Source organism: Streptomyces sp. NPDC021622, assembly GCF_040640795.1.
In the GTDB taxonomy this organism is placed as follows: Bacteria; Actinomycetota; Actinomycetes; order Streptomycetales; family Streptomycetaceae; genus Streptomyces.
On sequence record NZ_JBFACK010000021.1, the window covers coordinates 61,521 to 86,953 of the forward strand.

General features: G+C 70.4%; 20 protein-coding genes. 15 read left to right on the forward strand and 5 right to left on the reverse strand.

Going from position 1 to position 25,433, the window contains the following annotated elements:
* Window positions 1-38: 38 nt before the first annotated feature.
* Together AB0G47_RS34135 and AB0G47_RS34140 are read right to left on the reverse strand one after the other, a co-directional pair.
* Complete coding sequence (locus tag AB0G47_RS34135) at window positions 39-1,058, reverse strand: phosphatase PAP2 family protein (protein ID WP_360777885.1); 1,020 nt, start codon at window positions 1,056-1,058, stop codon at window positions 39-41.
* Window positions 1,059-1,296: 238 nt separating this feature from the next.
* On the reverse strand, window positions 1,297-2,457 hold the full coding sequence (locus AB0G47_RS34140; protein ID WP_360777887.1) for a glycosyltransferase family 39 protein: 1,161 nt from the start codon (window positions 2,455-2,457) through the stop codon (window positions 1,297-1,299).
* A 240-nt stretch (window positions 2,458-2,697) separates the two neighbouring features.
* Between AB0G47_RS34140 and AB0G47_RS34145 the strand changes: the two genes are divergently transcribed.
* Together AB0G47_RS34145 and AB0G47_RS34150 are read left to right on the forward strand one after the other, a co-directional pair.
* Window positions 2,698-4,329 carry an MFS transporter gene (locus AB0G47_RS34145; protein WP_360777889.1) on the forward strand — a complete coding sequence of 544 codons (1,632 nt, stop codon included), beginning with the start codon at window positions 2,698-2,700 and terminating at the stop codon, window positions 4,327-4,329.
* Between the two features lie 114 nt (window positions 4,330-4,443).
* Entirely contained in the window at window positions 4,444-5,637 is a 1,194-nt protein-coding gene (locus AB0G47_RS34150; protein ID WP_360777891.1) for an acyl-CoA dehydrogenase family protein, read from the forward strand.
* Window positions 5,638-5,650: 13 nt separating this feature from the next.
* On the opposite strand, the gene AB0G47_RS34155 is transcribed toward AB0G47_RS34150, so the two are convergent.
* On the reverse strand, window positions 5,651-6,091 hold the full coding sequence (locus AB0G47_RS34155; RefSeq protein WP_135331402.1) for a cell division protein SepF: 441 nt from the start codon (window positions 6,089-6,091) through the stop codon (window positions 5,651-5,653).
* 291 nt (window positions 6,092-6,382) lie between these two features.
* Here AB0G47_RS34155 and AB0G47_RS34160 point away from each other — a divergent pair, with 291 nt between their 5' ends.
* Window positions 6,383-7,648, forward strand: coding sequence for a DUF5685 family protein (locus AB0G47_RS34160; protein ID WP_360777894.1), 1,266 nt, complete (start codon window positions 6,383-6,385; stop codon window positions 7,646-7,648).
* Between the two features lie 73 nt (window positions 7,649-7,721).
* Here AB0G47_RS34160 and AB0G47_RS34165 read toward each other — a convergent pair whose 3' ends face one another.
* Window positions 7,722-8,684, reverse strand: a complete 963-nt coding sequence (locus AB0G47_RS34165) for an ABC transporter substrate-binding protein (RefSeq protein WP_360777896.1) — start codon at window positions 8,682-8,684, stop codon at window positions 7,722-7,724.
* Between the two features lie 456 nt (window positions 8,685-9,140).
* On the opposite strand from AB0G47_RS34165, the gene AB0G47_RS34170 reads away from it, so the two are divergent.
* The 10 genes from AB0G47_RS34170 (at window position 9,141) to AB0G47_RS34215 (ending at window position 19,497) form a co-directional block, all read left to right on the forward strand.
* Window positions 9,141-9,998, forward strand: a complete 858-nt coding sequence (locus AB0G47_RS34170) for an amino acid ABC transporter permease (RefSeq protein ID WP_360777898.1) — start codon at window positions 9,141-9,143, stop codon at window positions 9,996-9,998.
* Complete coding sequence (locus tag AB0G47_RS34175; protein WP_360777899.1) at window positions 9,995-10,873, forward strand: amino acid ABC transporter permease; 879 nt, start codon at window positions 9,995-9,997, stop codon at window positions 10,871-10,873. The genes AB0G47_RS34170 and AB0G47_RS34175 overlap by 4 nt, the downstream gene beginning before the upstream one ends.
* Window positions 10,870-11,631: an amino acid ABC transporter ATP-binding protein gene (locus AB0G47_RS34180; protein ID WP_360777901.1), complete on the forward strand. Its 762-nt coding sequence runs from the start codon at window positions 10,870-10,872 to the stop codon at window positions 11,629-11,631. The genes AB0G47_RS34175 and AB0G47_RS34180 overlap by 4 nt, the downstream gene beginning before the upstream one ends.
* Window positions 11,632-11,656: 25 nt before the next feature.
* Window positions 11,657-12,628 carry an ABC transporter substrate-binding protein gene (locus tag AB0G47_RS34185; RefSeq protein ID WP_360777903.1) on the forward strand — a complete coding sequence of 324 codons (972 nt, stop codon included), beginning with the start codon at window positions 11,657-11,659 and terminating at the stop codon, window positions 12,626-12,628.
* Between the two features lie 100 nt (window positions 12,629-12,728).
* Window positions 12,729-13,724 carry an LLM class flavin-dependent oxidoreductase gene (locus tag AB0G47_RS34190; protein ID WP_360777905.1) on the forward strand — a complete coding sequence of 332 codons (996 nt, stop codon included), beginning with the start codon at window positions 12,729-12,731 and terminating at the stop codon, window positions 13,722-13,724.
* Entirely contained in the window at window positions 13,717-15,072 is a 1,356-nt protein-coding gene (locus AB0G47_RS34195; RefSeq protein WP_360777907.1) for an NtaA/DmoA family FMN-dependent monooxygenase, read from the forward strand. The genes AB0G47_RS34190 and AB0G47_RS34195 overlap by 8 nt, the downstream gene beginning before the upstream one ends.
* 5 nt (window positions 15,073-15,077) lie before the next feature.
* Window positions 15,078-15,905: a DUF1684 domain-containing protein gene (locus AB0G47_RS34200; RefSeq protein WP_360777909.1), complete on the forward strand. Its 828-nt coding sequence runs from the start codon at window positions 15,078-15,080 to the stop codon at window positions 15,903-15,905.
* Between the two features lie 259 nt (window positions 15,906-16,164).
* Window positions 16,165-17,064: a S1 family peptidase gene (locus AB0G47_RS34205; RefSeq protein ID WP_360777911.1), complete on the forward strand. Its 900-nt coding sequence runs from the start codon at window positions 16,165-16,167 to the stop codon at window positions 17,062-17,064.
* A 190-nt stretch (window positions 17,065-17,254) separates the two neighbouring features.
* Window positions 17,255-18,136, forward strand: a complete 882-nt coding sequence (locus tag AB0G47_RS34210; protein ID WP_360777913.1) for a slipin family protein — start codon at window positions 17,255-17,257, stop codon at window positions 18,134-18,136.
* Between the two features lie 275 nt (window positions 18,137-18,411).
* Window positions 18,412-19,497: a S1 family peptidase gene (locus AB0G47_RS34215; RefSeq protein WP_360777914.1), complete on the forward strand. Its 1,086-nt coding sequence runs from the start codon at window positions 18,412-18,414 to the stop codon at window positions 19,495-19,497.
* A 165-nt stretch (window positions 19,498-19,662) separates the two neighbouring features.
* Here the strand turns inward: AB0G47_RS34215 and AB0G47_RS34220 are convergent, their stop codons facing one another.
* Window positions 19,663-20,694 (reverse strand): DUF3533 domain-containing protein, encoded by a 1,032-nt coding sequence (locus AB0G47_RS34220; RefSeq protein ID WP_360777916.1) that lies wholly within the window; start codon window positions 20,692-20,694, stop codon window positions 19,663-19,665.
* Between the two features lie 163 nt (window positions 20,695-20,857).
* Here AB0G47_RS34220 and AB0G47_RS34225 point away from each other — a divergent pair, with 163 nt between their 5' ends.
* Both AB0G47_RS34225 and AB0G47_RS34230 read left to right on the forward strand, forming a co-directional pair.
* Window positions 20,858-24,298 carry a DNA polymerase III subunit alpha gene (locus tag AB0G47_RS34225; RefSeq protein ID WP_360777918.1) on the forward strand — a complete coding sequence of 1,147 codons (3,441 nt, stop codon included), beginning with the start codon at window positions 20,858-20,860 and terminating at the stop codon, window positions 24,296-24,298.
* Window positions 24,295-25,278, forward strand: a complete 984-nt coding sequence (locus AB0G47_RS34230; protein ID WP_360777920.1) for a hypothetical protein — start codon at window positions 24,295-24,297, stop codon at window positions 25,276-25,278. Before AB0G47_RS34225 ends, AB0G47_RS34230 begins: the two co-directional genes overlap by 4 nt.
* The last annotated feature ends 155 nt before the right edge of the window (window positions 25,279-25,433 follow it).

Genomic DNA, 25,433 nt, shown 5'->3' on the forward strand with positions numbered 1-25,433 from the left:
GCCATGCGGGGGTGTGGTTGTGCGTACCGTCCCCGCTGCTAGGAGGTCGGACCGCCTGCCATCGGGCGGGCCGACGATGCGGGGCGCGAGCCCCGCTCGGAGTGCGGCGGGCGGCGGCTGCCCGCCGGGGTGACCGGGCTGCGCTCGGAGCGCGGTGTGTGCGGTCCCGGCGCGAGATAGGCCGGGGCGCGGGCGGGCCGCGCGGCGCCGACCGGCTCGAGGACCGGCGGCTCGTCGGCCGGAGCGCCGGGCCGCGGCACCGGAGCGGGCAGCGGGGCGGCCGGGGCCGAGGCACCGGTGCGGCGGCGGCGCAAGCTCTCCCGCACGTCGAAGATCCAGCCCTCGATCCGGTCGATCAGCGGCTCCACCCAGGGCAGGGCGAGCAGGATCAGCAGACCGGCGGCCCAGCCGAGCAGCACATCGCTCAGCCAGTGCGTACCGAGGTAGACGGTGGTCAGACCCACGCTGAGGGAGACCACGGCGGAGAGCGCCGACAGATAGCGGCGGGTGACCGGGGTGGAGGCAAGGTAGGCCAGGATTCCCCAGGTCACGACCGCGTTGGCGGTGTGGCCGCTGGGGAATATATCGCCGCCGAGCCCCATCTCGTGGGCGCCGATCGTGGTGGCGTAGTGCGGGCCGAGGCGGCCCATGCCGATCTTGGCCGCGCCGACAGTGACGTTGAGCAGCAGCAGGGAGGCGCCGAACATCAGGAGCGGGCGGATGGTGTGCTGCCGCCAGGAGCGCCAGCCCAGCCAGGCCGCGACCATCACGGCGGTCGGACCGCGCTGGCCGAGGACCACCCAGTAGTCGAGGAACGCGTGGATCTCGGGCCACTGCTGATAGGGCCGGAAGAACATGACCTGCCAGTCGAACCGCACCAGCCAAGAAGTGGTCAGCACGGCGACCACGATGGCGAGGTAGAAGGCCAGGGTCGCGCTGAAGAGCACGATCCGGTGCCTGCTCATCCTCGGCACATCGAGGCCGGCCGGTCGCTCCGGCTCACGGTCTAGCCGGGCGAAGACCCGATCCAGACGGGTGAGGTTTCGTTCGGTACGCACTCAATCGACGTTACAGCGAGTGAGTGCGGAACTAGGCCGAATCAGTGGCTTTGTGATGACGATGTGATGTGGCATTGATCTCAGACGGTGGCTTATTCCCCGCCTTTCCCTATTCCGCGACGATCTCCTTACCCAATTCTTTGATCATTATCGCAGCAGTTTTATGGCGCTTATTTATTCGTTCACCGGGACCTGGCCCGGAATTTTCCGCTCGATCACCGGAGGGGCGAGTTAATGATCATGGAGGTCCCGAGCCGTTGAGCCAGAATGCCCCGTACACCGCGCTCGCCACGGCCACACCCCCGAGCACCAGCGCCGACCTGGACGTACGCAGCCGGGCGAGGGCCACCGCGAGCGGCAGGAGCAGCGGGAACGCGGGCAGCAGGAGGCGCGGCTTCGAGCCGAAGTAGCCGGCCGCGCACAGGGCGAGCGCGACGACGAAGCCCGTGTAGACGAGAAGCGTAAGTGGCTGCTTCTGGCGTACGCCGATGACGTACAGCCAGATCAGCAGGGCGACCCCGATGATCAGGCCGACGCCGGCCAGGGCCGCGGGGAAGCCGGTGAACTTGTCGCCGATGAAGCGCGCGAAGGCGTAACCGAAGTCGAAGCCGTTGCCCCACCCGGCCTGGACGTCGAGATAGCCGAAGAGACCGTCGCCGGTGCGGTGGCCGACCCAGAGCACATATCCCGCCGCGCCGAGCGGTGCCAGAAGCACCCCGAGGATCATCCGCGCGTCGGCCCGCCGCTCCCGGTGGACGCGGACGGCGGCCGTCACCCAGATCGCGGCGACCACCGCGGCGCCCACGGGGCGGGTGAGACCCGCGAGGGAGGCGAACACTCCCGCCCACACCCAGCGGCCCGTGAGCACCGCGTACAGCGACCAGGCCGCGAGCGCGGTGAACAGTGACTCGCTGTACGCCATCGACTGCACGATGCCGACCGGCAGCACCGCCCACAGCGCGACCGCGCAGATCCCCGCCCGGCGCCCGTACAGATGATCGGCGACCGCGAAGATCCCTCCGGCCGCGCAGAGCGACGCGAGCCAGCTCACCACCAGGCCCGCATCGGCGTACGACAACGGGCTGACCGCCGAGACAAGCCGCTCCAGCCAGGGGAGCAGGGGGAAGAACGCCAGGTTGGAGTGGACGCTGCCGTCCGGCAGCTTCACCTCCCAGCCGTAGCCGAACTCGGCGACGCGGGTGTACCAGAGCGAGTCCCAGCGGGCGGTGAGCAGCGTGTGCGGGCTCTTGCCCGCCGCGGCGCTCCACACCGCGAGGACCGCGATGCCCAGGGCGCGCACCCCGGCGTAGGCGAGGAGCGCGGGCGCGGCACGGCGCAGAGCGGTCCCCGCGCGGGCGCCGTACGAGGGCCGCGGCAGGCATTGATCGAGGTCGGTCACGGGCTCGATTATCGGCGTACGCAGGAACCGCGCGGCGGCCCGGGTGCGTGGTCCATGCGTGGTCCATGGGTGGGCGGCGTGGCGTACGCCACACGGTCTGCGCACAACCATGAGAGGTCCGCCACGCGCCACGGCCGTGAACTCGCGTACTCTGACGGCTCACTCGCCTTTCGCCGCCGCCAGCTGGGAGATCACGTCCCGCGGGCCGCCGATGCGAGGGATCACTGGGAGGTATCGCACATGTCGGGGACAACCACGGCCACTGCTCCCTCCGGCCGTCGGGTGCCCAGGTCGCAGGAGGGCGCCAACCGCTGGCTGGTGCTCGTCGTCCTCTGCGTCAGCCTGCTGCTCGTCGCTGTCGACGCCACGGTGCTGCACGTCGCGGTGCCCGCCGTCACGGAGGACCTGAAGCCCGGCGGCATCGAGCTGCTGTGGATCGTCGACGTCTATCCACTGGTCTGCGCCTCGCTGCTCATCCTCTTCGGCACCCTCGGTGACCGGGTGGGCCGGCGGCGTGTGCTGCTGCTCGGATACGCGCTCTTCGGCGTGGCCTCGGCCGTCGCGGCCACGGCGGACAACGCCCAGGTCCTGATCGCGGCCCGCGCCCTGCTCGGCGTCGGCGGCGCGATGATCATGCCCGCGACCCTCTCGATCCTCCGGCAGGTCTTCCCCGACCGGCGCGAGCGTGCCGTCGCCATCGGCGTGTGGAGCGCGGTGGCCGGCATCGGCGCCGCGGGCGGGCCGCTGCTCGGCGGCTTCCTGCTCGAGCACTTCTGGTGGGGCTCGGTCTTCCTCATAAATATCCCGCTGATGCTGGTCAGCCTGCCCATCGGGCGCTGGCTGCTCCCCGAGTCGACGGGCGACCGCAACGGACCGTGGGACGTCGTCGGCGCGCTGATGGCGGCGGGCGGCCTCTTCGGTCTCGTCTTCGCGGTGAAGCGCGCGGGCGGCGGCGAGTCGCCGTTCGGCATGACGACCCTCCTCTCGTTCGCCGTCGGCACGGCCCTCCTGATCGGCTTCGTGCGCAGGCAGCGGCGGCGCAAGCATCCGCTCATAGACCTGTCGATGTTCGCGCGGCCCGCGTTCTCCACCTCGCTCGGCTGCATCGTGCTCGCGATGCTCGCCCTGGTGGGCCTGGAACTGGTCGCCGCGCAGTATCTGCAGCTGGTGCTCGGCCTCTCCCCGATGGAGACCGGTATGCGGCTCGTGCCGCTCACCGTCGCCGCGATGGCCGCGGGCCTTGCCGGATCGAAGCTGCTGCACCGCTTCGGCCCGCGCACGATGGTCGCCTCCGGCTTCACCCTCACCGCGGTGGCCGTGATGGTGCTCACCGGGATGGGCGACCGGGCCAATGACCCGCTGCTCCTGACCAGCTTCGTCCTGCTCGGCCTCGGCCTGCAGACCACGCTCTTCGGCTCGTACGAGTCGATGCTCAGCGAGGCGCCCCAGTCGCAGGCGGGCGGCGCCGCCGCCATCGGCGAGACCTCGTACCAGCTGGGCGCGGGCATCGGCATCGCGCTGCTCGGCAGCGTCATGAACGCTGCGTACGCGCCGGGGCTCTCCTCCGTACCCGGCGTCCCCGCCAAGGAGAGCGCCGCCGCGGGGCACTCGCTCGGTGAGGCGTACGAGATCGCGTCGCGGCTCGGCGGCAACGCGGGGACCGCGCTGCGCAACGCCGCGCGCGAGTCCTTCGTGCACGGGCTGCATGTGACCCTGCTGGTCAGCGCGGGGCTGCTGCTGCTCGGCGCGCTGATGGCACTGCGCCTGCCGCGGACCATGGAGTGCGGCGCGGCGGAGCCCGAGGCCAAGGCCGAGCCGGGGATACCGGCGCCCCGTGACGCGACGGTGGTCGCCGCGGAGTCGGTCCGCTGAGCCGGTTCCCGGCCGGGCCCGAGGTGGCCTGGACGTGCGGGACACCGCGTCGTAGCGTCAGCGCGAGTCGTCAGTAGCTAACACTGCTAGTTTTTGCGCCGCCGGAGGCCCGTCATGTCCGCAAGCAGCCGCACCCTGCCGCCCTTCGACCCCACCGACCCGCTCGGCATCGACGACCTCCTCGACCCGGAGGACCTCGCGATCCGGGAGACCGTCCGCACCTGGGCGGCCGACCGCGTCCTGCCGCACATCGCCGAGTGGTACGAGAAGGGCGAGCTGCCCGGCATCCGCGATCTTGCCCGCGAGCTCGGCTCGATCGGCGCGCTCGGCATGTCCCTTCAGGGCTACGGCTGCGCCGGCGCGAGCGCCGTCCAGTACGGGCTCGCCTGCCTTGAGCTGGAGGCCGCCGACTCCGGCATCCGCTCGCTCGTCTCCGTGCAGGGCTCCCTCGCCATGTACGCCATCCACCGCTTCGGCTCCGAGGAGCAGAAGCAGCGCTGGCTGCCGGGGATGGCCGCGGGGGAGATCATCGGCTGCTTCGGGCTCACCGAGCCCGACCACGGCTCCGACCCGGCGTCCATGCGCACGTTCGCGAAGAAGGACGGCACCGACTGGGTGCTGACCGGCCGCAAGATGTGGATCACCAACGGATCCGTCGCGGGCGTCGCCGTCGTCTGGGCGCACACCGACGACGGGATCAGGGGATTCGTCGTGCCGACCGACGCCCCCGGCTTCTCGGCGCCCGAGATCAAGCACAAGTGGTCGCTGCGCGCGAGCGTCACCAGCGAGCTGGTGATGGACGAGGTGCGGCTGCCCGCCGACGCGGTGCTTCCCGAGGTCACCGGCCTCAAGGGCCCGCTGAGCTGCCTCTCCCACGCGCGCTACGGCATCGTCTGGGGAGCCATGGGCGCCGCCCGCTCCTCGTTCGAGGCGGCCGTCGCCTACTCCAAGACCCGCGAGCAGTTCGGCCGGCCCATCGGCGGCTTCCAGCTCACCCAGGCCAAGCTCGCCGACATGGCGGTCGAGCTGCACAAGGGCATCCTGCTCGCGCACCACCTCGGCCGGCGCATGGACGCGGGCCGGCTCCGCCCCGAGCAGGTCAGCTTCGGCAAGCTCAACAACGTACGAGAAGCGATCGAGATCTGCCGTACGTCACGGACGATCCTCGGCGCCAACGGGATCTCGCTCGAATACCCCGTGATGCGGCACGCGACGAACCTCGAGTCGGTCCTCACCTACGAGGGCACCGTCGAGATGCACCAGCTCGTCCTGGGCAAGGCGCTCACCGGCATCGACGCCTTCCGGTGAGCGGCCTCGCCCGCTAGCTCTGGTTGAAGAAACCGTCAACGGGGCGGCTCGCCGCCTCCCCGTTGACGATCTGTGTGTCGGCGGGCGTGAGCAGGAAGACCCGCGTGGCCACGCGCTCGATGGAGCCGCGAAGGCCGAAGGTCAGGCCGGCCGCGAAGTCCACGACGCGCTTGGCGTCGCCGGGCTCCATCGAGGTGAGGTTCACGATGACCGGGACGCCGTCCCGGAACATCTCGCCGATGCCGCGTGCGTCCCGGAAGCTGTCCGGGGTCACGGTCCCGATCCGGCGGCCCTGCTCCTCGGCCGTCTCGCTCGCCACCCGCACCCGCGGGTCGGTGACCCAGGCATCGCCGGGTCCCTCGGCACCGTCATCGTCGTAGCCGTCGTAGTAACGCTCGTCATTGTTGTCGTCGACGAGGCCAAGCCAGGCACTCGCCTTGCGCACCGATCCCATGGACGCCTCCTCTCACAGCGGGCTTTCTGCTTTCCGCATCCCCATGTTCGTCCATGATGCGGATGATGCGCCAAGTGGATAGTCGCCGCGCGGGGTTTTCGTGACGGTACTGGTGCAGAGTCAACGGCCCGAAGCACGTTATTCCTCAAGGGTCTTGCCGTATACGGTTGCTGACTGTGAGTGAAATATGATTTTCACGGCGTTTGGGTGACGGCCGGTGCGTCCGGGTGAACGGACCCCTGGATACGATGCCGGAGTTGATCGTTCGCCGGGCTTCTCGGGGGAGTCGTCTTGTTCGGAATCGTCAGGCCATGCAGCCACCGCCTCGGCGAGGGTCTGAAGACACAGTGGATGGCGCATCTGTGCGGGCTCTGCCTCGCGCTGCGCGGTGACCACGGGCAGTTCGCCCGCGTCGTGACCAACTACGACGGCCTGATCATCTCGGTTCTGACGGAGGCTCAGGCCGAGAAGTCGACCGGCTGGCGGCGCACCGCGGGGCCCTGTCCGCTGCGCGGCATGCGGACCGCCTCCGTCGCGCAGGGCGAGGGCGCGCGGCTCGCCGCCGCCGTCTCGCTGGTGCTCGCGTCGGCCAAGGTGCGCGACCACGTCGTCGACGGGGACGGGCTCTTGGCGCGCAGGCCGGTGGCCGCCGCCGCGCGGAAGGTCGCGCGGAGCTGGGACCGGGCGGGCGCGCGGACCGGTGCCGATGTGGGCTTCGACACGGCGGTCCTGGTCGACGCCGTCGAACGGCAGGTCGGCATCGAGGGCTTGGCGGGCCCCGGCACCTCGCTTCTGACGGTCACCGAACCCACCGAGACGGCGACGGCGGCCGCCTTCGCGCACACCGCCGTCATAGCGGGCAGGCCCGGCAACTCCGAGCCGCTCGCCGAGGCCGGTCGGCTCTTCGGCAGGCTCGCGCATCTCCTGGACGCCGTGGAGGACAAGGAAGCTGACGCCGCGTCGGGTGCGTGGAACCCCTTGGCGGCGACGGGTACGGGCCTTGCGGAGGCCCGGCGGCTCGCCGACGACGCCGTGCACGGCATCCGGCTCGCGCTGCGGGATGCCGAGTTCACGGACGGCAAGCTGGCGCATGTGCTGCTCGCACATGAGCTGAGCAGGTCGGTGGACCGTGCCTTCGGGACCGAGTCGTGCGGGCACAGCCATGAGGTGACGGCCCATCAGGGGGGTTCCTTCGGGCCGCCGCAGGGGGGTGGTCCCTATGGTCCGCCGCAGGGCGGCAATCCCTATGGGCAGCAGTCTCCGTACGGGGGTGGCAATCCGTACGGTGGCGGGGCTCCGGGCGGTCCCGGCGGGCCCGGTGGCTTCGGAGGCGGCCCCGGATTCGAGCCGGTCCCGCCCCCGAAGCCGGAGAAGCGGGGCTTCTGGGCGGGGTGTGCCGTTGCCATCGGGCTCTGCTGCACCTGCAAGCTGTGCTGTGCGGATTCGTACGAGGGTCCCTGGTCCCGCAAGAAGCGGGAGGGTTGTTGCAACAACTGTGGTGACAGTGGGTGCTGCTCGTGCTGTGAGTGCTGCGCTTGTTGTGACTGCGGGCTTTAGGTACCCGGCGGTCTTTGCGGTCTTTGCTTCGTCTGCGGGTGGGTGGGGGCTTGTCGCGCAGTTCCCCGCGCCCCTATGGGGCGGCGACCTCCGGCGGTGAGATCTGCGACTTCTCTATCGCCGAGCCCTGCGTGTCCCACTTCTTCAGGATGCGGGCATACGTGCCATCGGCGATCAGCTGGTTCACCGCCGCCTGGAACGCCGGCGCCAGCTTCGTGCCCTTCTTGAAGGCGAAGCCGACGTCGAGGCGGTGGTACTCGCCCAGGAACTTCAGGCCCTCCTGGTGGGCGACCGCATAGCGCAGGCCGTTGATCGTGGACATCACCACATCGCTGCGGCCCTGCTGGAGCGAGCCCCAGATCGCGCTCTGCTCGGCGTACGTCTTCACGCTGTACGGCTTCTTGCCGGCGTCGTCGCAGACGCGCTTGTTGTCCTCCAGGGTGACCTCGAACGTGGTGCCCGCGCCGGTCGCCACGTTCAGGCCGCACAGCTGCTTGAAGTCGGTGACCTTCTTCAGCTTGCTGTCGTCACGGACGGCGAAGCCCTGGCCGTCATTGATGTACGTGACGAAGTCGATCGTCTTGCGCCGCTCCTCCGTCACGCCGAAGTTGCCGGTGCCCAGGTCGTACTTGCCGCTGTCCAGGGCGGGCAGGATCGCCTCGAAGCTCGCGGGCTCCCGATTCAGCTTCAGGCCGAGTGTCCTGGCGACCGCCTCCGCGAAGTCGGCGTCCTGGCCGACGATCGTCTTCCCGTCCTCCAGATAGGTGTTGCCCGGTGGGCTGCCGCCGACGGCGGTCGCCAGATTGAGGGTGCCCCGTTCGCGTACGTCCGAGGGGAGCAGCTCCGCCGCCGCCTCGTTCTTCTTGACCGAGGAGACCACGTCCGTGGTGGGGATCTTGTCGCTGTTGCCCGCGGGTGCCGCGCCGCCCGTGGTGTCGGCGGAGCCGCCCGAACCGCAGGCGGTGAGCGTGAGCGTGGCGGCGGTGATCAGGGCGAAAGCTGCGGGGATGCGGCGGGAGTACGGGGGCTTGCTCATGGCGTGACGGTCTCCATCAGGCAGCAGGGCAGGGCGAAGCGGACGTGCGAGGGGAGGGGGTGCCGCTGCTCATGGCGGTGCAGCAGTGGCGTACGCGTGTGAAGGCGGGGTCAACGGCGCGCGGGCGCACGGGAGATGCAAGGCGGGAGAGACCCGGGAAGAGTGGGAACAGAGAAGGGCTCAGTGCGCAGGGGGTCGGCTCAGAGAGTCGTCGAACACGACGCGGACCACACTCGACCGAAGTCGATGTGGGAGCGCGTGACCAGCCACTGCTGCGAATGCATGGGGCAAGTGGAGCAGGCATCCGTTTCCGCGTCAACTGCCGTGAGACGTAACGCTCATATCCTGGACAGTCTTGACAGGGCGCGTGAACCGCCCCTTACTCTCAAGGCGGATCGTGCTGAGGGGCTCGGTCCGTGTGAAGGCATCACCTCCCGTATCCACGGAGCCTTCGCCATGTCTTCCGACACGCTCGCCAAAGCCGCGACCGCCCCTCCACAAGATCCCCCGCCCGATCTCCCGCGCATCGTGCCGCAGCGCCGCGCGGGACAGTGGGCAGCAGCCGCCGTGGTCCTGGTGCTGCTCGGGCTCGCCGTCAACTCCGTCGTACGCAATGACGCGTTCCAGTGGGACGTGGTCGGCGAACACTTCACCTCCGCGTCCGTGCTGCGCGGCCTGTGGCTGACGCTCTGGCTGACCGCCGTCGTCATGGTGCTCGGCTTCGCGCTCGGCACGCTGCTTGCCGCGGGGCGCCTGTCGGCCAACCCCGTGCTGCGGGGCGTGAGTTGGGGATATGTCTGGCTCTTCAGGTCGATGCCGATCCTGGTGCAGCTGCTGTTCTGGTTCAACATCGGGGCGCTGTACCCGTACCTCTTCGGCGTGAAGACGGTGAACCTCCTCGGGCCGATCAGCATCGCCGTCATCGGGCTGACCCTGCACGAGGCCGCGTACGCCGCCGAGGTGGTGCGCGGCGGCATCCTCTCCGTCGACCGCGGGCAGATCGAGGCCGCGCAGGCGCTCGGGCTCGGCCGGTGGCGCAGATGGCGGCGGATCGTCCTGCCGCAGGCCATGCGTTCCATCGTGCCGCCGGCCGGGAACATGCTGATCGGCACGCTCAAGGGCACCTCGATCGTCAGCGTGATCGCGGTGCAGGACCTGCTGTACTCCGTGCAGTTGGTCTACCACCGCACCTACCAGGTGATCCCGCTGCTCCTGGTCGCCACCATCTGGTACGTCGTGGTCACCTCGCTGCTCAGCGTCGGCCAGTACTACGTGGAGCGGCACTACGCGCGCGGTTCGGAGCGGACCCGATGAGCGTGACGGAGCGCAGGCCGTCCACCGATGACCTCGCCAAAGAGGATTTCGGTGCGCTGAAGGTCGTCCCGGTGCGCCACCCCTGGCGCTGGTTGGCCGTCGCCGTCACGGCCGTCCTCGTCGCCCAGTTCGTGCACGGGCTCGCCACCAACTCCGGCTGGGAATGGGGGGTGTTCGCCGAGTTCTTCACCGCCGACGTGATCCTGGAGGCGGTCTGGGTCACCCTCCAGCTCACCTTCTACGGCACGGCGCTCGGCTTCGCGCTCGGCATCGTGATCGCCTTCATGCGGCTCTCCGCGAGCCCCTTCCTGAAGTCGGTGGCCTTCGCCTACATCTGGGCGTTCCGGTCGATCCCGCTCATCGTGCAGCTGCTGTTCTGGTTCAACCTGGCCTATCTCTACAAGGAGTTGCAGTTCGGCATCCCGTTCGGGCCCGGCTTCTTCTCCTTCGACACGATGGGGCTCGTCGGCGCGATGAGCGCGGCCGTCCTCGGCCTTGCGCTGCACCAGGCCGCGTACGCCGCCGAGATCGTGCGGGCCGGCGTACTGGCCGTCGACAGCGGCCAGTTGGAGGCAGCGGCCGCGCTCGGCATCCCCAGGCTGCGGCAGATCCGCCGCATCGTGCTCCCGCAGGCGATGCGCTCGATCCTGCCCAACGCCGCCAACGAGATCATCTCCCTCTTCAAGGGCACCTCGATCGTCTCCGTGATGGCGATCGGCGAGCTCTTCTACCAAGTGCAGGTCATCTACGGCCGCAACGGCCGCGTCGTGCCGCTCCTGATGGTCGCCACCGCCTGGTACGTGCTGCTCACCACCGCCCTCTCCGTCCTCCAGCACTACGTCGAACGTCACTTCTCCAAGGGGGAATCGCGATGAGCGCGATGGTCGAACTCCGGTCCGTGCACAAGTCCTTCGGATCGCTTGACGTGCTGCGAGGCATCGATCTGGAGGTGCGGGCCGGCGAGGTCACCGTCGTCCTCGGCCCCTCCGGATCCGGCAAGTCCACGCTCCTGCGCGCCATCAACCACCTGGAGAAGGTGGACAAGGGCTGGATCAGCGTCGACGGCGCGCTCGTCGGCTACCGGCGCTCCGGCGACAAGCTGTACGAGCTGCGCGAGCGCGAGGTGCTCAAGCAGCGCACCCAGATCGGCTTCGTCTTCCAGAACTTCCATCTCTTCCCGCATCTGACCGTCCTGGAGAACATCGTCGAGGCGCCGGTCTCGGCGCTGAAGCGGCCCCGCAAGGAGGCCGTCGCGGACGCCGAGGCGCTGCTCGCCCGGGTCGGGCTCGCCGACAAGGCGGACGCCTACCCCAAGCAGCTCTCCGGCGGACAGCAGCAGCGCGTCGCCATCGCCCGCGCGCTCGCCGTCGAGCCGAAACTGCTGCTCTTCGACGAGCCGACGTCCGCGCTCGACCCCGAGCTGGTGGGTGAAGTCCTCGACGTCATCAAGGACTTGGCGCGCCAGGGCACCACGATGATCGTCGTCACCCATGAGATCGGCTTCGCGCGCGAGGTCGCCGACACGGTCGTCTTCATGGACGACGGACTCGTCGTCGAGCAGGGCGCCCCCGGTGACGTACTCGACCGGCCGCGGCACGAACGTACCCGCGCGTTTCTTTCCAAGGTCCTTTAGTTCAAGTCCTTCTAGGAGCTTTTGCATGCTTTCCCGACGTACCCTCGCCGCCTCCGTCGCCGCACTGGCCATCGCGCCGCTGCTCGGCGCCTGCGGCGGGGACAGCGACGCCGCGACCGGCGGCGGCAAGCCCGGCACCAAGAAGGTCGGCGACATCAACATCGGGCCCGATCAGAACCGCGTACGTGGCAAGAAGGTCGACGCGATCGCCGATCTCGTACCCGAAGAGGTGCGCAGGCGCGGCACGTTGCGGCTCGGCGGCGGCGCCGACTCGACCGCACCGCTCGGCTTCTACGCCACCGACGACAAGACCCGCATCGGCTCCGAGGTCGACATCGCGATCCTGGTCGCCGACACGCTCGGCCTGAAGCCGAAGTTCGAGCAGGTGTCCTGGGAGAACCTCTTCGTCGGCCTGGACAGCGGGAAGTTCGACGGGGTCTTCGGCAATGTCACGGTGACCGAGGAGCGCAAGCAGAAGTACGACTTCGCGACGTACCGCCTCGACAACATTGCCTTCGAGGCGCGGGAGGACGCCGACTGGACGGTGAAGAAGCCGGCGGACGTGGCGGGGAAGACGATCGCCGTCTCTTCCGGCACCAACCAGGAGAAGATCCTTGTCGACTGGAGCAAGGAGAACGAGAAGGCCGGGCGTGAGCCGGTTGACATCAAGTACTTCCAGAAGGATTCCGACTATTACCTGGCCCTCCAGTCGGGGCGTATCGACGCGTATCTCGGGCCCAATCCTTCGGCGGCGTATCACGTGGCTTCTGCTGGTCAGACGAAGATCGTCGGCACGGTTTCTGGCGGGGGCGCCTTGGTGCAGGGGGAGATTGCCGCGACTACCCGCCGGGGGAGCGGGCTTGTTGATGCTTATGCCGCGGCGCTGAATTTCCTGATCAAGGACGGGAGTTATGGGGAGGTTCTGAAGCGGTGGGGGCTTTCCAGTGAGGCCGTGGCGAAGTCTCGGATCAATCCGCCGGGGTTGCCCAAGCCGTAGCCGTTTTCAGCTGCGGGTGCTTCGTGGTTGCTCGCGCAGTTCCCCGCGCCCCTTCGGGGCGCTCCCCTCGGGGGCGTCTTCTCACCGGAAAGGTTTGTCAATGACCCTTCACCTCGCCGTCTCCATCGATCAACCGGGGGTCTACGAAGCCGGCCCCTACGCTGAGTCGGCCCTGCTTGCCGAGCGTGGGCTGCTCGACTTTGTGACGCTCGGGGACTCCTTCGGGCGGCCGGGGGCCGATGCGCTTGCCGTGCTTGCGCGGGTCGCGCCCGGCACCGGGCGGATCGGGCTCGTCCCCACCGTGACGACCACACACACCGAGCCTTTCCATGTGCAGGCGGCCGTGGCGACCCTGGACTGGGTCAGCCACGGGCGGGCCGGCTGGGCGGTCGACGTGTCGGACACCGAGGCGGAGGCCCGGCTCTTCGGACGGCGGCATGCCGCGTCGGCCGGTGAGCTGTGGCGGGAGGCCGGTGAAGTCGCCGATGTGGCCCGGTGGTTGTGGGACAGCTGGGAGGACGACGCCGAGATACGGGACGTGGCCACCGGCCGCTTCATCGACCGGGACAAGCTGCACTACGTCGACTTCGAGGGGAGCCATTTCTCCGTCCGGGGGCCTTCCATCGTGCCCCGGCCGCCGCAGGGTCACCCGGTGACCGTCGTCGATGCCACCGCTCCGCACGCCCGCGACACCGCGGCGCGGTACGCGGATGTCGCGCTTGTCCGTGTCGCCGGGCTCCCCGGAGCGGAGGCCGCGCGTGCCGAACTGCGGGCGGCCGCTGCCGGGTTCGGGCGCGACCCGGACGCGCTGAAGGTCCTCGCCGACCTCACCGTGGACCTCGGCGACGGCGAGGCCGTCGTCGACCTCGCCGAACTCATCGCCTCCTGGCACGCGTCCGGCGCCGTCGACGGATTCCACCTGCGGCCCGCCGAGCCGCTCCGCGACCTGGAGCGGCTGGTCAACGGCACCGTGGCGCTGCTGCAGCACCGCGGGTTGTTCCGCACGTTCTATCCGGGCAGCACCCTGCGGGAACACCTGGACCTCGCCCGGCCCGCCAACCGTTACGCCGCGCTCGCGGGGGACCGTCATGAGTGAACGTACGCAAGCGTCGAAGAAGCGGCAGTTGCACCTCGCCGCGCATTTCCCCGGCGTCAACAACACCACCGTCTGGGCCGATCCGCGGTCCCGCTCGCAGATCGACTTCGCGTCGTTCGAGCATCTGGCCCGCACCGCCGAGCGCGGTCTCTTCGACTTCTTCTTCCTCGCGGAAGGACTTCGGCTGCGCGAGCACAAGGGGCGCATCCATGACCTGGACGTCGTCGGGCGGCCCGAGTCCCTCACCGTCCTGACCGCGCTCGCCGCCGTCACCGAACGCCTGGGCCTGGCCGGGACGGTCAACGCGACCTTCAACGAGCCCTACGAACTGGCCCGCAGGCTCAGCTCGTTGGACCATCTCAGCGCGGGCCGCGCCGCCTGGAACGTCGTCACCTCCTCCGATGCCTTCACCGGCGAGAACTTTCGGCGCGGCGGCTATCTCGACCGGGCGGACCGGTACACCCGCGCCGCCGAGTTCGTCAGGACCGCGCGCGAGCTGTGGGACTCCTGGACGCCGCAGGGCGAGCCGCGGCCCTTCGCGCACCACGGGCAACACTTCGACATCGAGGGGGAGTTCACCCTGCCGCGCTCGCCGCAGGGGCATCCCGTCGTCATCCAGGCGGGGGACTCGCCCGAGGGGCGGGAGTTCGCCGCGTCCGCTGCCGATGTCGTCTTCACCCGGCACGGCACGCTGGAGGCGGGCCGTGAGTTCTACGCCGACGTGAAGGGCCGTCTCGCCACGTACGGCCGAGAGCCGGATGACCTGAAGATCATGCCCGGCGTCACCTTTGTCCTCGGCGACACCGCCGCCGACGCCCAGGAGCGCGCCGCCGAGATCCGCCGCCAGCAGGTCTCCCCGCAGAACGCGATCCTCGCCCTGGAACAGGTCTGGGGCGTGGATCTGTCCTCGTACGACCCGGACGGGCCGCTGCCCGACATCGACCCGGACCCCGGATCGACCCTCGTCCAGGGCCGGGTAAAGATCACCGATGCTTCCCCAAGCTCTCGGCTTCGCTCGAGCAGGGGAGGCCCCATCGAGATCGCCGAGAAGTGGCGTGCGCTCTCCCGGGCCAAGGGGCTCTCCATCCGGCAGACCGTCATCGAGACCACGACCCGACAGTCGTTCGTCGGCACACCGGAGGCCGTCGCCGCCGAACTGGAGGAGTTCGTGGCGACCGGCGCCGCCGACGGATTCATCCTCGTCCCGCACCTCACCCCCGGCGGGCTCGACGACTTCGTCGACCGGGTGGTGCCGCTGCTCCAGGAGCGGGGCGTGTACCGCACGGAATACCGGGGCACGACGCTGCGCTCACACCTCGGGCTGCGCGAGCCCATATGGAAGGGTTGATCACCATGAGCACCGAAACGAGCGCCGGGAACAACGACGCCGTACAGGACTGGAAGCACTGGCACGAGCAGCGGACGGAGACGGTCTCCGCGCCCTACGGCCCGCTCTCCCTCACCGGCACGCACTGGCTCGCGGACTATCCGGAGGGGCAACTTCCGGACATCCCCGGGCGCTGGACCGACGCGGGCGACGAGCTCGTCCTGACCGCCGGTCCCGGCGACGGCCTCACCCTCGACGGGGAGCCCTTCGGCGGCGAGGCCCGCCTTGCCGCCGACCCCGGCCCTGTCGGCGCGGCCCGCGTCGCGCTCGGCGAGCGGCGGTTCGTCGTGCTCCGGCGCGAAGGGCTCTGGGCGGTCCGCGACTTCGACCCGGAGTCCGCCACGCGCCGCGCCTTCCAGGGCATCGAGGCCACCGCGTACGACGAGCGCTGGGCGGTGCCGGGGCGCTTCACTCCGTACGACGCCGAAAGCACCGTCGACGGCGTACGCACCGTTCGCGTGGGCAACGCCGACGGGGTGGAGCGCGGGCTCGGTCTCGGCGGTGAGCTGGCCTTCGACCTGGCCGGAAACCGGCACACGCTCCAGGCGTCGGTGGAGGGCGACGGCTCGTTGTGGGCGGTGTTCGCGGACACGAGCAGCGGGGTCTCCAGCTACCGTTTCCGCTTCCTGCGGCCCGCCGCGCCGGACTCGGAAGGGCGCACGACGGTCGACTTCAACCGGGCGCTTCTGCCGCCCTGCGCCTTCGCCGACCACTTCATCTGCCCCTTCCCGCCGCCCGGCAACACCCTCACCGCCGAGATCGCCGCCGGAGAACGGAACCTTCTCGGCCGGTGACACGTCTGACTGGGAGCCGATGACCCAGAGCCCCGGTGGCGTACGACAGGTACGACAGCCACCGGGGCCGGTCGACGTGTATCCGGCTGACGGCCGAAAGCCGCCCTTGTGCGGGCACGCCTCGGCCCGAATACTCCCGAGCAGCGCTTGTCAGGGGCACGGCGTATCCGGAATCCGGTCCGCCCTTTGTTTCTTGGCTGCGCCTCACGGGCTCCCAACCCACGCGGGCCCACTGACTTCCCCTCGGGAGGAACAACAAGTGAGGATCAAGCGCACCACCCCCCGCAGTGGCATAGCGAGACGCACTCGTCTGCTCGCGATCGCCACCGGACTTGTGGCCGCCGGCGCGCTCGCCGTACCCGCCGCGAACGCCAACGACGTCACCACCTTCAGCTCGGCGCAGCTCACCAAGGCGGGCGACGCGGTGCTCGACGCCGATGTCGCGGGCACCGCGTGGAGCGTCGACAAGGCGACCAACCGCCTTGTCGTCACCGCCGACAGTACCGTCTCCAAGGCCGAGATCGCCGAGATCAAGAAGGCGGCGGGCAGCAACGCGGGCGCCCTCAAGATCGAGCGCACCCCCGGCAAGTTCAACAAGCTGATCTCCGGCGGCGACGCCATCTACGCGTCCAGCTGGCGCTGTTCGCTCGGCTTCAACGTCCGCAGCGGCACCACCTACTACTTCCTGACCGCCGGGCACTGCACCGACGGTGCGGGCACCTGGTGGGCCAACTCCGCGAAGACCACGGTGCTTGGCACCACGCATGGCTCCAGCTTCCCGACCAACGACTACGGCATCGTCAGGTACACCAACACGTCGATCACCAAGTCGGGCACGGTCGGCAGCCAGGACATCACCAGCGCGGGCAACCCCACCGTGGGTCAGGCCGTCAAGCGGCGCGGCTCCACGACCGGCACCCACAGCGGCTCGGTCACCGGTCTCAACGCGACCGTCAACTACGGCGGCGGCGACATCGTCTACGGCATGATCAAGACCAATGTCTGCGCCGAGCCCGGCGACAGCGGCGGTCCGCTGTACGCGGGCACGAAGGCGCTCGGCCTCACATCGGGCGGCAGCGGGAACTGCTCCTCGGGCGGCACGACCTTCTTCCAGCCGGTCACCGAGGCGCTGAGCCGGTACGGCGTGAGCGTCTACTGATTGCGTACGCCTGATCCGCATATGAGTGTCTGATCCACGTACGAGCAAGACTGCAGCCAGCAGCAGGTGCACCTCCGCCCGGGCGTCGGGCGGGGGTTCACCCTTGTCTCCCGTCTCCCTTTGTGCGCCGTGCGGGGTTACCTTCGAAGTACACGCCCAACACGCCCAATTCGGACCCTGGGGGGCCGGCATGGTCGAGGAGCTGGTGACGGCGGGAGTGGCCGTCGGGTCTGTCGGAGCGGTCTATTTCATGGCGGCGGCGCGTGTCGTCAAGCAGTACGAGCGGGGTGTGGTGCTCCGGCTCGGGCGGCTGCAGCGTTCGGTGCGCGGGCCGGGGTTCACGATGATCGTCCCCGGGATCGACCGGCTCCGTAAGGTGAACATGCAGATCGTGACGATGCCGGTGCCCGCGCAGGACGGGATCACGCGGGACAACGTGACGGTGCGCGTTGACGCCGTCATCTACTTCAAGGTGGTCGACGCGGCCGAGGCGGTCGTGCAGGTCGAGGACTACCGTTTCGCGGTCTCGCAGATGGCCCAGACGTCCCTGCGCTCGATCATCGGCAAGAGCGACCTGGACGATCTGCTCTCCAACCGCGAAAAGCTCAACCAGGGCCTTGAGTTGATGATCGACTCGCCCGCCATCGGGTGGGGTGTGCAGATCGACCGGGTCGAGATCAAGGACGTATCCCTTCCGGAGACGATGAAGCGGTCGATGGCGCGGCAGGCGGAGGCGGACCGTGAGCGCCGCGCCCGGGTCATCAACGCCGATGCCGAGCTGCAGGCCTCCAAGAAGCTCGCCGAGGCCGCCCACGAGATGTCGGAGGAGCCCGCGGCCCTCCAACTGCGGCTGCTGCAGACCGTCGTCGCGGTCGCCGCCGAGAAGAACTCCACGCTCGTCCTGCCCTTCCCCGTCGAGCTTCTGCGCTTCCTCGAACGGGCCCAGCAGGCCCAACCACCGGCCCCGCAGCCGCAGCAGGCGCCGTCCCCCGCACTCTCGGAATCCGGTGCGCAGGATTCGGAAGCCGGAGAGCCGGCGGCGCGCGGAGAGTCGAAAACAGGACAGGACTAGTCCTCACCCGCTGCCGAAGGGCCGATCGCACGCGGTGTTTGCAACGGGAACCGACGTGGCGAGACCGGGTTCGGTGAAGGGGCAGGGGGCGCACGGTGTTTGTCGCGTGCGCGTCCTGAAGTAGACCTTGTGTGCTACCGGACGGTCTCGGAATAGTGGACCGCACCCTTTGGCATGGACGCGGCTTTCCCAGCGTGTGCGACTCCGTGCCGGTACGCCTTCCGGCCCCAAGGTCCCCACACCGAACGGGCCGACCCCCCACAGGAGGACGTCAGTTGAAGCACCGACGCATACCCAAGGGACGCGCGGCCGCCGCAGGCGCGGGCGTTGTCGCGCTGATCGCCGCCGGAGTCACCTTCCAGACTGCGAACGCGAGTGAGAGTGCCCCGACCCCCACGCCGGACACCCTCACGGTCGCAAAGGCCGGAAAGCTCGCCACGTCCATAGCCAAGGACCTCGGCGTGGACGCCGCGGGCACGTACTACGACGCCAAGGGCAAGAACCTCGTCGTGAACGTCCTCGACGAGACGGCGGCGGAGACGGCCGAGGCGGCCGGGGCCAAGGCGAGAATCGTCGAGAACTCCCTGGCCGAGCTGAAGAGCGCCCGCTCGACGCTGAGCGACAAGGCGTCCATCCCCGGCACCTCGTGGGCGGTCGACCCGGCCACCAACAAGGTCGTCGTGACGGCGGACCGCACGGTCAAGGGCGCCGAGATGGACAAGCTCGACGCCGTGGTGAAGAAGCTCGGGTCGAAGGCCGAACTCCAGCACAGCAAGGGGGAGTTCAAGCCCTTCATCGCAGGTGGCGACGCCATCTGGGGCGACGGCAGCCGCTGCTCGCTCGGCTTCAACGTGGTCAAGGACGGTGCGCCGCACTTCCTGACCGCGGGCCACTGCACGGAGGCGGTCACCAGCTGGTCGGCGGAGCAGGGCGGCCCGGTCATCGGTGAGAACACCGACTCCAGCTTCCCCGACAACGACTACGGCCTGGTCAAGTACACGGGCGACACCCCGCACCCGAGCGAGGTGAACCTCTACAACGGCTCCACCCAGGCCATCGCCAAGGCGGGCGACGCGACCGTCGGCCAGAAGGTGCAGCGCAGTGGCTCGACCACGCAGCTGCACGACGGCACGGTCACCGGCCTGGACGCCACCGTGAACTACGGCAACGGCGACGTCGTCAACGGACTCATCCAGACCGACGTCTGCGCCGAGCCCGGTGACAGCGGCGGCGCGCTCTTCGCGGGCGACACCGCGCTTGGTCTGACCTCGGGCGGCAGCGGTGACTGCTCCGCCGGCGGTGAGACCTTCTTCCAGCCGGTGCCGGAGGCGCTGAGTGCCCTTGGTGCGGAGATCGGCTGAGGCTGGTCGCTGATCCGCCGGTCGCTTTGCGGAGTTTCTGGTCCCACCCCTGCTGTTATCAGTGGGGGTGGGGCTTTTTCGGTACGGGGTGGGTGCTGCTGTCTGATCTCTGCGGGCCGTATGTGGCTGGTCGCGCAGTTCCCCGCGCCCCTTGCGGGGCGCTGCTCACCCGATGGGTTTGCCCGCGAGGTCGAGTGAGCCGGCGTCCGCTCTGTGCCGGGCTGACATCGCCAGGGTGACGATGACTCCCACGGCCGCCCAGGCGGTGAGCACCACCAGTGGTTCGGTGATCGCGTTGGCCTCGAAGTACGCGATGGAGCGCGCCGCCCAGGTGCCGGCGCCCGGTGGCAGCCAGGGGCCGATCGCCTCCCAGAAGGGCGGCAGCATCGGCAGCGGGAAGGCGCCGCCCGCGCTCGGGTTGCCCGCGATGACGACGATCAGGACGGCAAGGCCGATGCCCACGATGCCGGTGAGCGCCTGCAGGGCGAGCGTGATCATGCCGACCCCGAAGACGACCAGGGCGCCAAGGCCCCACAGGGCCAGGACGCTGCCGGGCAGGGCGCCCAGGATCGGCCCGATGATGACCGCGCCGCCCAGTCCGCCCGCGATCGAGTAGAGCGCCATGACGCAGGTCCTGATCAGCGCGCGCGAGAGGTTGGCGGCCCGGGAACCCGCGCTGATCGCCAGGATCGAGGCGCAGAGATAGCCGCCGACGCACCAGCCGACGACCAGGTAGAAGGACGAGAGCCCGTCGAAGTCTTCGGGGGACGCGGGCGCCACGTCCACGGTCCTGACCGTCCGGTTCTCCGCCGCTTCGAGCTGGGTGACGATCTTCTCCAGCGTGGTGGCGAGGACGGTGCCGCCGCCGGAGGCGACCAGGAGCGTGTCGGTGGTGGCCCGGGGGTTGATGATCAGGGCACCGTCGATGTCACGGTTCATGATCTGCTTCCGGGCCGTGGCCTGGTCCTCGACCACGCGGGGGTCGAGCGGCTCATCGGGGAGGCTCCCGAGCCGGGCCGACGCCTGCTCGGCGGCGGGCCCCGGAGCGACAACCCCGAAGGGCACGTCCCTCGGCTTCGGATCGTGCAGCGCCCCCACGTAGGAGGCGATGAACAGCAGCTGCAGGGCGAGTACGCCGATGACCAGCAGGGCTGCTCGCGGGGTGACGGCGCTCTTCAACTCATCGGTGAAACTCATGCCCCCACGCTCGGGGGCCCCTGCCGTTCTCGCAGGTGGGCGGGTCCGAATGAGCGACAGACGGCGGCGCGTCGCACACGTGTCGTACGTACGTTCGAAACTTGGTCTATGGTGGAGGTGGGGGCTGTGAGGTCGGATCGGTTCAGGTTTTCAGGAGGTGCGTGTGCCAGGGTTCACGCATCTGCACACCGTCTCCGGGTTCTCCCTGCGGTACGGGGCCTCGCACCCGGAGCGTCTTGCCGAGCGCGCCGCCGAGCGGGGCATGGACGCCCTCGCGCTCACCGACCGGGACACCCTCGCGGGGGCGGTCCGGTTCGCCAAGGCCTGCGCGAAGGCGGGGGTGCGGCCGCTGTTCGGCACCGAGCTCGCGGTGGCCGAGACCGCCCCGGCGCGGGGCGAGCGGCGGCGGACCCCGGTGCGCGGCGGTGCCTTCATCGACGAGTCGACCCCGCGGGTGACCTTCCTCGCCCGGGACGGCGCCACCGGCTGGGCCACGCTCTGCCGCCTGGTCACCGCCGCGCACCGGACCGGCGAGGGGCAGCCCGTCCTGCCGTGGGAGGAGAACCACGGCGACGGCCTGACCGTGCTGCTCGGCCCCGCGTCCGACGTGGGGCGCGCGCTCGCCGCGGGGCGCCCCGACCGGGCCGCCCGCCTCCTCGCCCCCTGGCGCGAGCGCTACGGCGACGCGCTGCGCCTGGAGTCCGTCTGGCACGGCCGCGAGGGCACCGGGCCCGGCTCGCTGCGCCTGGCCGCCCGCACCGTCGGCTTCGCCGCCGAGCAGGGCATCCGCCCCGTCCTGAGCAACGCCGTGCGCTACGCCGACGCCGGCATGGGCCCGGTCGCCGATGTGCTCGATGCGGCCCGCCGCCTCGTCCCCGTCGACCCGACCAAGGAACTCGACGGCGGCGAGCGGTGGTTGAAGGGCGCGGGCGACATGCTGCACATCGCCGAGCGCGTCGTCGGGGCCGCCGGCTTCCGCCGCGACACCGCCCACCGTCTCGTCGAGCAGACCCGGACCGCCGCCGCCGAGTGTCTCGTCGACCCCGATGACGACATCGGCATCGGCTCCGTGCGCTTCCCCGAACCGCACCTCGTCGGCGCGGGGCGCCGCACCGCGCAGCGCGTCCTGGCGTCGCGGGCGGCGGCGGGCATGGTGCTGCGCGGCTATGACTCACGGCGCGCGTACTGGGAGCGGATGCACCACGAGCTGGACATCATCGCCTACCACGGCTTCGCCTCCTACTTCCTCACCGTGGCCCAAGTGGTCGACGACGTACGCGACTTGGGGATCCGGGTCGCGGCGCGCGGCTCCGGCGCGGGTTCCCTGGTCAACCACCTCATCGGCATCGCGCACGCCGACCCCGTCGAGCACGGGCTTCTCATGGAGCGGTTCCTGTCCACGCGGCGGTTCGTCCTGCCGGACATCGACATCGACGTGGAGTCGGCCCGCCGCCTGGAGGTCTACCGCGCGATCATCGGCCGCTTCGGCACCGAGCGGGTCGCGACCGTCGCCATGCCCGAGACCTACCGGGTGCGGCACGCCGTACGCGATGTGGGCGCCGCCCTGTCCATGGACCCGGCCGAGATCGACAGGATCGCCAAGTCCTTCCCGCACATCCGCGCCCGCGACGCCCGCTCGGCGATGGCGGAGCTGCCCGAACTGTCGGCGGTGGCGGGGGAGATGAAGCGGCACGGCAGGATGTGGGAGCTTGTCGAGGCGCTCGACGCGCTGCCCCGCGGCATCGCCATGCACCCGTGCGGGGTGCTGCTCTCCGACGCCTCGCTGCTCGCGCGTACGCCGGTCATGCCGACCAGCGGCGAGGGCTTCCCCATGTCCCAGTTCGACAAGGAGGACGTGGAGGACCTCGGGCTGCTCAAGCTGGACGTGCTCGGCGTGCGGATGCAGTCGGCGATGGCGCACGCCGTGGGGGAGATCGAGCGGGCCACGGGCTCCCGTGTCGACGTGGACGCGGTGCCGCCGGGGGACCCGGCGACGTATCGACTCATCAGGTCCGCCGAGACGTTGGGCTGCTTCCAGATCGAGTCGCCGGGCCAGCGTGACCTGGTCGGACGCCTTCAGCCCGCGACCTTCCACGACCTGGTCGTCGACATCTCGCTGTTCCGTCCGGGACCCGTCGCCGCCGACATGGTGCGGCCCTTCATCGAGGCCAGGCACGGCCGCGCGCCCGTCCGCTATCCGCACCCGGATCTCAAGGGGCCGCTGAAGGAGACGTACGGAGTCGTCGTCTTCCACGAGCAGATCATCGAGATCGTCGACATCATGACCGGCTGCGGGCGCGACGAGGCGGACCGGGTGCGGCGCGGGCTCTCCGATCCCGAGTCGCAGGGGCGGATCCGGTTCTGGTTCGCGCAGCAGGCCGCGGCGAAGGGGTACGACGCCGAGACGATCGGCCGGACCTGGGAGATCATCGAGGCCTTCGGGTCGTACGGCTTCTGCAAGGCGCACGCGGTGGCCTTCGCCGTGCCGACGTATCAGTCGGCGTGGCTGAAGGCCCATCACCCGGCCGCGTTCTACGCGGGGTTGCTCACGCACGACCCCGGGATGTACCCGAAGCGGCTGCTGCTCGCGGATGCGCGGCGGCGCGGGGTGCCGATCCTTCCGCTGGACGTGAACCGGTCCGCGGTCGCTCACCGTATCGAACTGGTGTCTGATAATCCGGGGGGCTCCCGGTGGGGGCTGCGGCTCGCGCTCTGCGACGTGCACGGCATCAGCGAGGCCGAGGCCGCCCGGATCGCCGACGCGCAGCCCTACGCCTCGCTCGTGGACTTCTGGGAGCGGGCGAGGCCCTCGAAGCCGGTCGCGCAGCGGCTCGCCCAGGTCGGCGCGCTCGACGCGTTCGGCGCCAACCGCCGCGATCTGCAGCTGCACCTGGCCGAGCTGCGGCGCGGCGCGCGCGGCTCGGCAGGAGCCTTCGGGGCCCAACTCCCCTTGTCCGGCGGGCGGAAGACGGCGCCCGCCGGTCTGCCCGACCTGGACGACGCGGAACGCCTCAGCGCCGAACTCGGCGTCCTCGGCATGGACTCGTCGCGCCATCTCATGGGCGATCACGCCCAGTTCCTCAAGGAGCTCGGCGTGCTGACGGCCCGTCGGCTCCGGGGGGCCGAACACGGCGCGACCGTGCTGGTCGCTGGCGCCAAGGCGGCCACCCAGACCCCGCCGATCCGCTCCGGCAAGCGCGTCATCTTCACGACCCTGGACGACGGCACCGGCCTGGTCGACCTGGCCTTCTTCGACGACGCCCACGAACGGTGCGCGCACACCGTCTTCCACTCCTGGCTGCTGCTCGTCCGCGGTGTGGTGCAGCGCCGCGGGCCGCGCAGCCTCAGCGTGGTCGGCGCGGCCGCCTGGAACCTGGCCGAACTGGTGGAGCTGCGCCAGGAAGGAGGCCTCGACGCGGTGGCCGAGCGCCTGACCGAGCAGCCGCCGGAACCGGAGCCCGCAGCGGCCCCGGCGGACGGCGGCCGGCGCATCCGGATGTCCACGGGGTACGAGATGCACCCCTGGGCCGACCTGCAGCCGCCCGGTGAACGGGCGGCCACGGGGCGGAAGTTGTGGCACCAGAGCCCGGGGAGCGCGGGATGAGCACTCTCTGTATACGTTTCCTGCTGCCGCCCATGTACGAGGCGGCCCTGCCCCGGCTGATCGCACTGGTCGGCGAGTTCAGCCCGGTCGTGGAGGCCCTGCCGCCCGACGGTGTGCTCGTCGACGTACGGGGAGCCATGCGCTACTTCGGGCGGGACGCCGTCGAGCTCGCCGCGGTGATCCGGGTGCGGGCGCTCGCCCTGTACGGGGTGGACTGCGTGATCGGCGCAGGGCCCGGGCCGATGCTGGCGCGGATGGCCGTACGCGGCGCCGTGCCGGGAGTGACCCGGGTCGTGGGCCGGGAACCGGAAGCCGTCGCGGAGTTCCTCGGCCCGAAGCCGGTCGCCGAGCTGCCCGGGGTCGGCCGCGCCACCGCCCGCACCCTGTGCGAGTACGGGCTCGACTCCGTCGGCAAGGTGGCCGCCGCGCCGCTGTCCACGCTGCAGCGGCTCATCGGCGCCCGCGCCGGCCGTGAGCTGCACGAGAAGGCGCACGGCGTCGACCGCGCACGGGTCGTGCCGAACGCGGCCGCCCGCTCGATCGCCGCCGAACGGCCCTTCCCCCGCGACGAGTTGGACCCCACCCGGCACCGGCGCGCACTGCTCTCGATCACCGAGGAGCTCGGCGTCAGAATGCGAGGCGAAGACCAGGTGTGCCGCTCCCTGACGCTCACCGTGCGGTACGCGGACCGCACCGGTTATTCGACGACCACCCGCACCCGCGCCCTGCCCGAGCCGACCGCGCACTCCAGCGCACTGACCGCGACCGCGTACCGGATGTACGAGGCGCTCGGCCTGCAACGCGCCCGGGTGCGCGGCATCTCCCTGCGCGCCGAAGGGCTCGGCCCCGCCGAACAGGCCGCCCACCAGCTGATGTTCGACCCGGCGGACGACAGGGCGCGCCGCATCGAGGAGGTCGCCGACCGGGCACGGGCGAAGTTCGGCCCCGGCGCGATCGTGCCGGGGACGCTGGCGGCGTAGGCCCCGGCCGTGGGCTTGCGGGCCAGGGCGCGCAGGTGGGCGCGGACGGTGCGGCCGCCGTGGAGCCCGGCATCGAGCCGTCGGCCACCCACCCGGCGGGCTCCGGTAGCCCACGGGCGTACGACCCTGGGCCAATACCCCTGCGCGGGACGGGC

What these genes read in the sequence shown, in the direction of transcription:
- AB0G47_RS34145 (WP_360777889.1), top strand. Translation starts at nt 2,698, where the DNA reads ATGTCGGGGACAACCACGGCCACTGCTCCCTCCGGCCGTCGGGTGCCC.
- AB0G47_RS34150 (WP_360777891.1), top strand. Translation starts at nt 4,444, where the DNA reads ATGTCCGCAAGCAGCCGCACCCTGCCGCCCTTCGACCCCACCGACCCG.
- AB0G47_RS34155 (WP_135331402.1), bottom strand. Translation starts at nt 6,091, where the DNA reads ATGGGATCGGTGCGCAAGGCGAGTGCCTGGCTTGGCCTCGTCGACGAC.
- AB0G47_RS34165 (WP_360777896.1), bottom strand. Translation starts at nt 8,684, where the DNA reads ATGAGCAAGCCCCCGTACTCCCGCCGCATCCCCGCAGCTTTCGCCCTG.
- AB0G47_RS34170 (WP_360777898.1), top strand. Translation starts at nt 9,141, where the DNA reads ATGTCTTCCGACACGCTCGCCAAAGCCGCGACCGCCCCTCCACAAGAT.
- AB0G47_RS34175 (WP_360777899.1), top strand. Translation starts at nt 9,995, where the DNA reads ATGAGCGTGACGGAGCGCAGGCCGTCCACCGATGACCTCGCCAAAGAG.
- AB0G47_RS34180 (WP_360777901.1), top strand. Translation starts at nt 10,870, where the DNA reads ATGAGCGCGATGGTCGAACTCCGGTCCGTGCACAAGTCCTTCGGATCG.
- AB0G47_RS34185 (WP_360777903.1), top strand. Translation starts at nt 11,657, where the DNA reads ATGCTTTCCCGACGTACCCTCGCCGCCTCCGTCGCCGCACTGGCCATC.
- AB0G47_RS34190 (WP_360777905.1), top strand. Translation starts at nt 12,729, where the DNA reads ATGACCCTTCACCTCGCCGTCTCCATCGATCAACCGGGGGTCTACGAA.
- AB0G47_RS34195 (WP_360777907.1), top strand. Translation starts at nt 13,717, where the DNA reads ATGAGTGAACGTACGCAAGCGTCGAAGAAGCGGCAGTTGCACCTCGCC.
- AB0G47_RS34200 (WP_360777909.1), top strand. Translation starts at nt 15,078, where the DNA reads ATGAGCACCGAAACGAGCGCCGGGAACAACGACGCCGTACAGGACTGG.
- AB0G47_RS34210 (WP_360777913.1), top strand. Translation starts at nt 17,255, where the DNA reads ATGGTCGAGGAGCTGGTGACGGCGGGAGTGGCCGTCGGGTCTGTCGGA.
- AB0G47_RS34220 (WP_360777916.1), bottom strand. Translation starts at nt 20,694, where the DNA reads ATGAGTTTCACCGATGAGTTGAAGAGCGCCGTCACCCCGCGAGCAGCC.
- AB0G47_RS34230 (WP_360777920.1), top strand. Translation starts at nt 24,295, where the DNA reads ATGAGCACTCTCTGTATACGTTTCCTGCTGCCGCCCATGTACGAGGCG.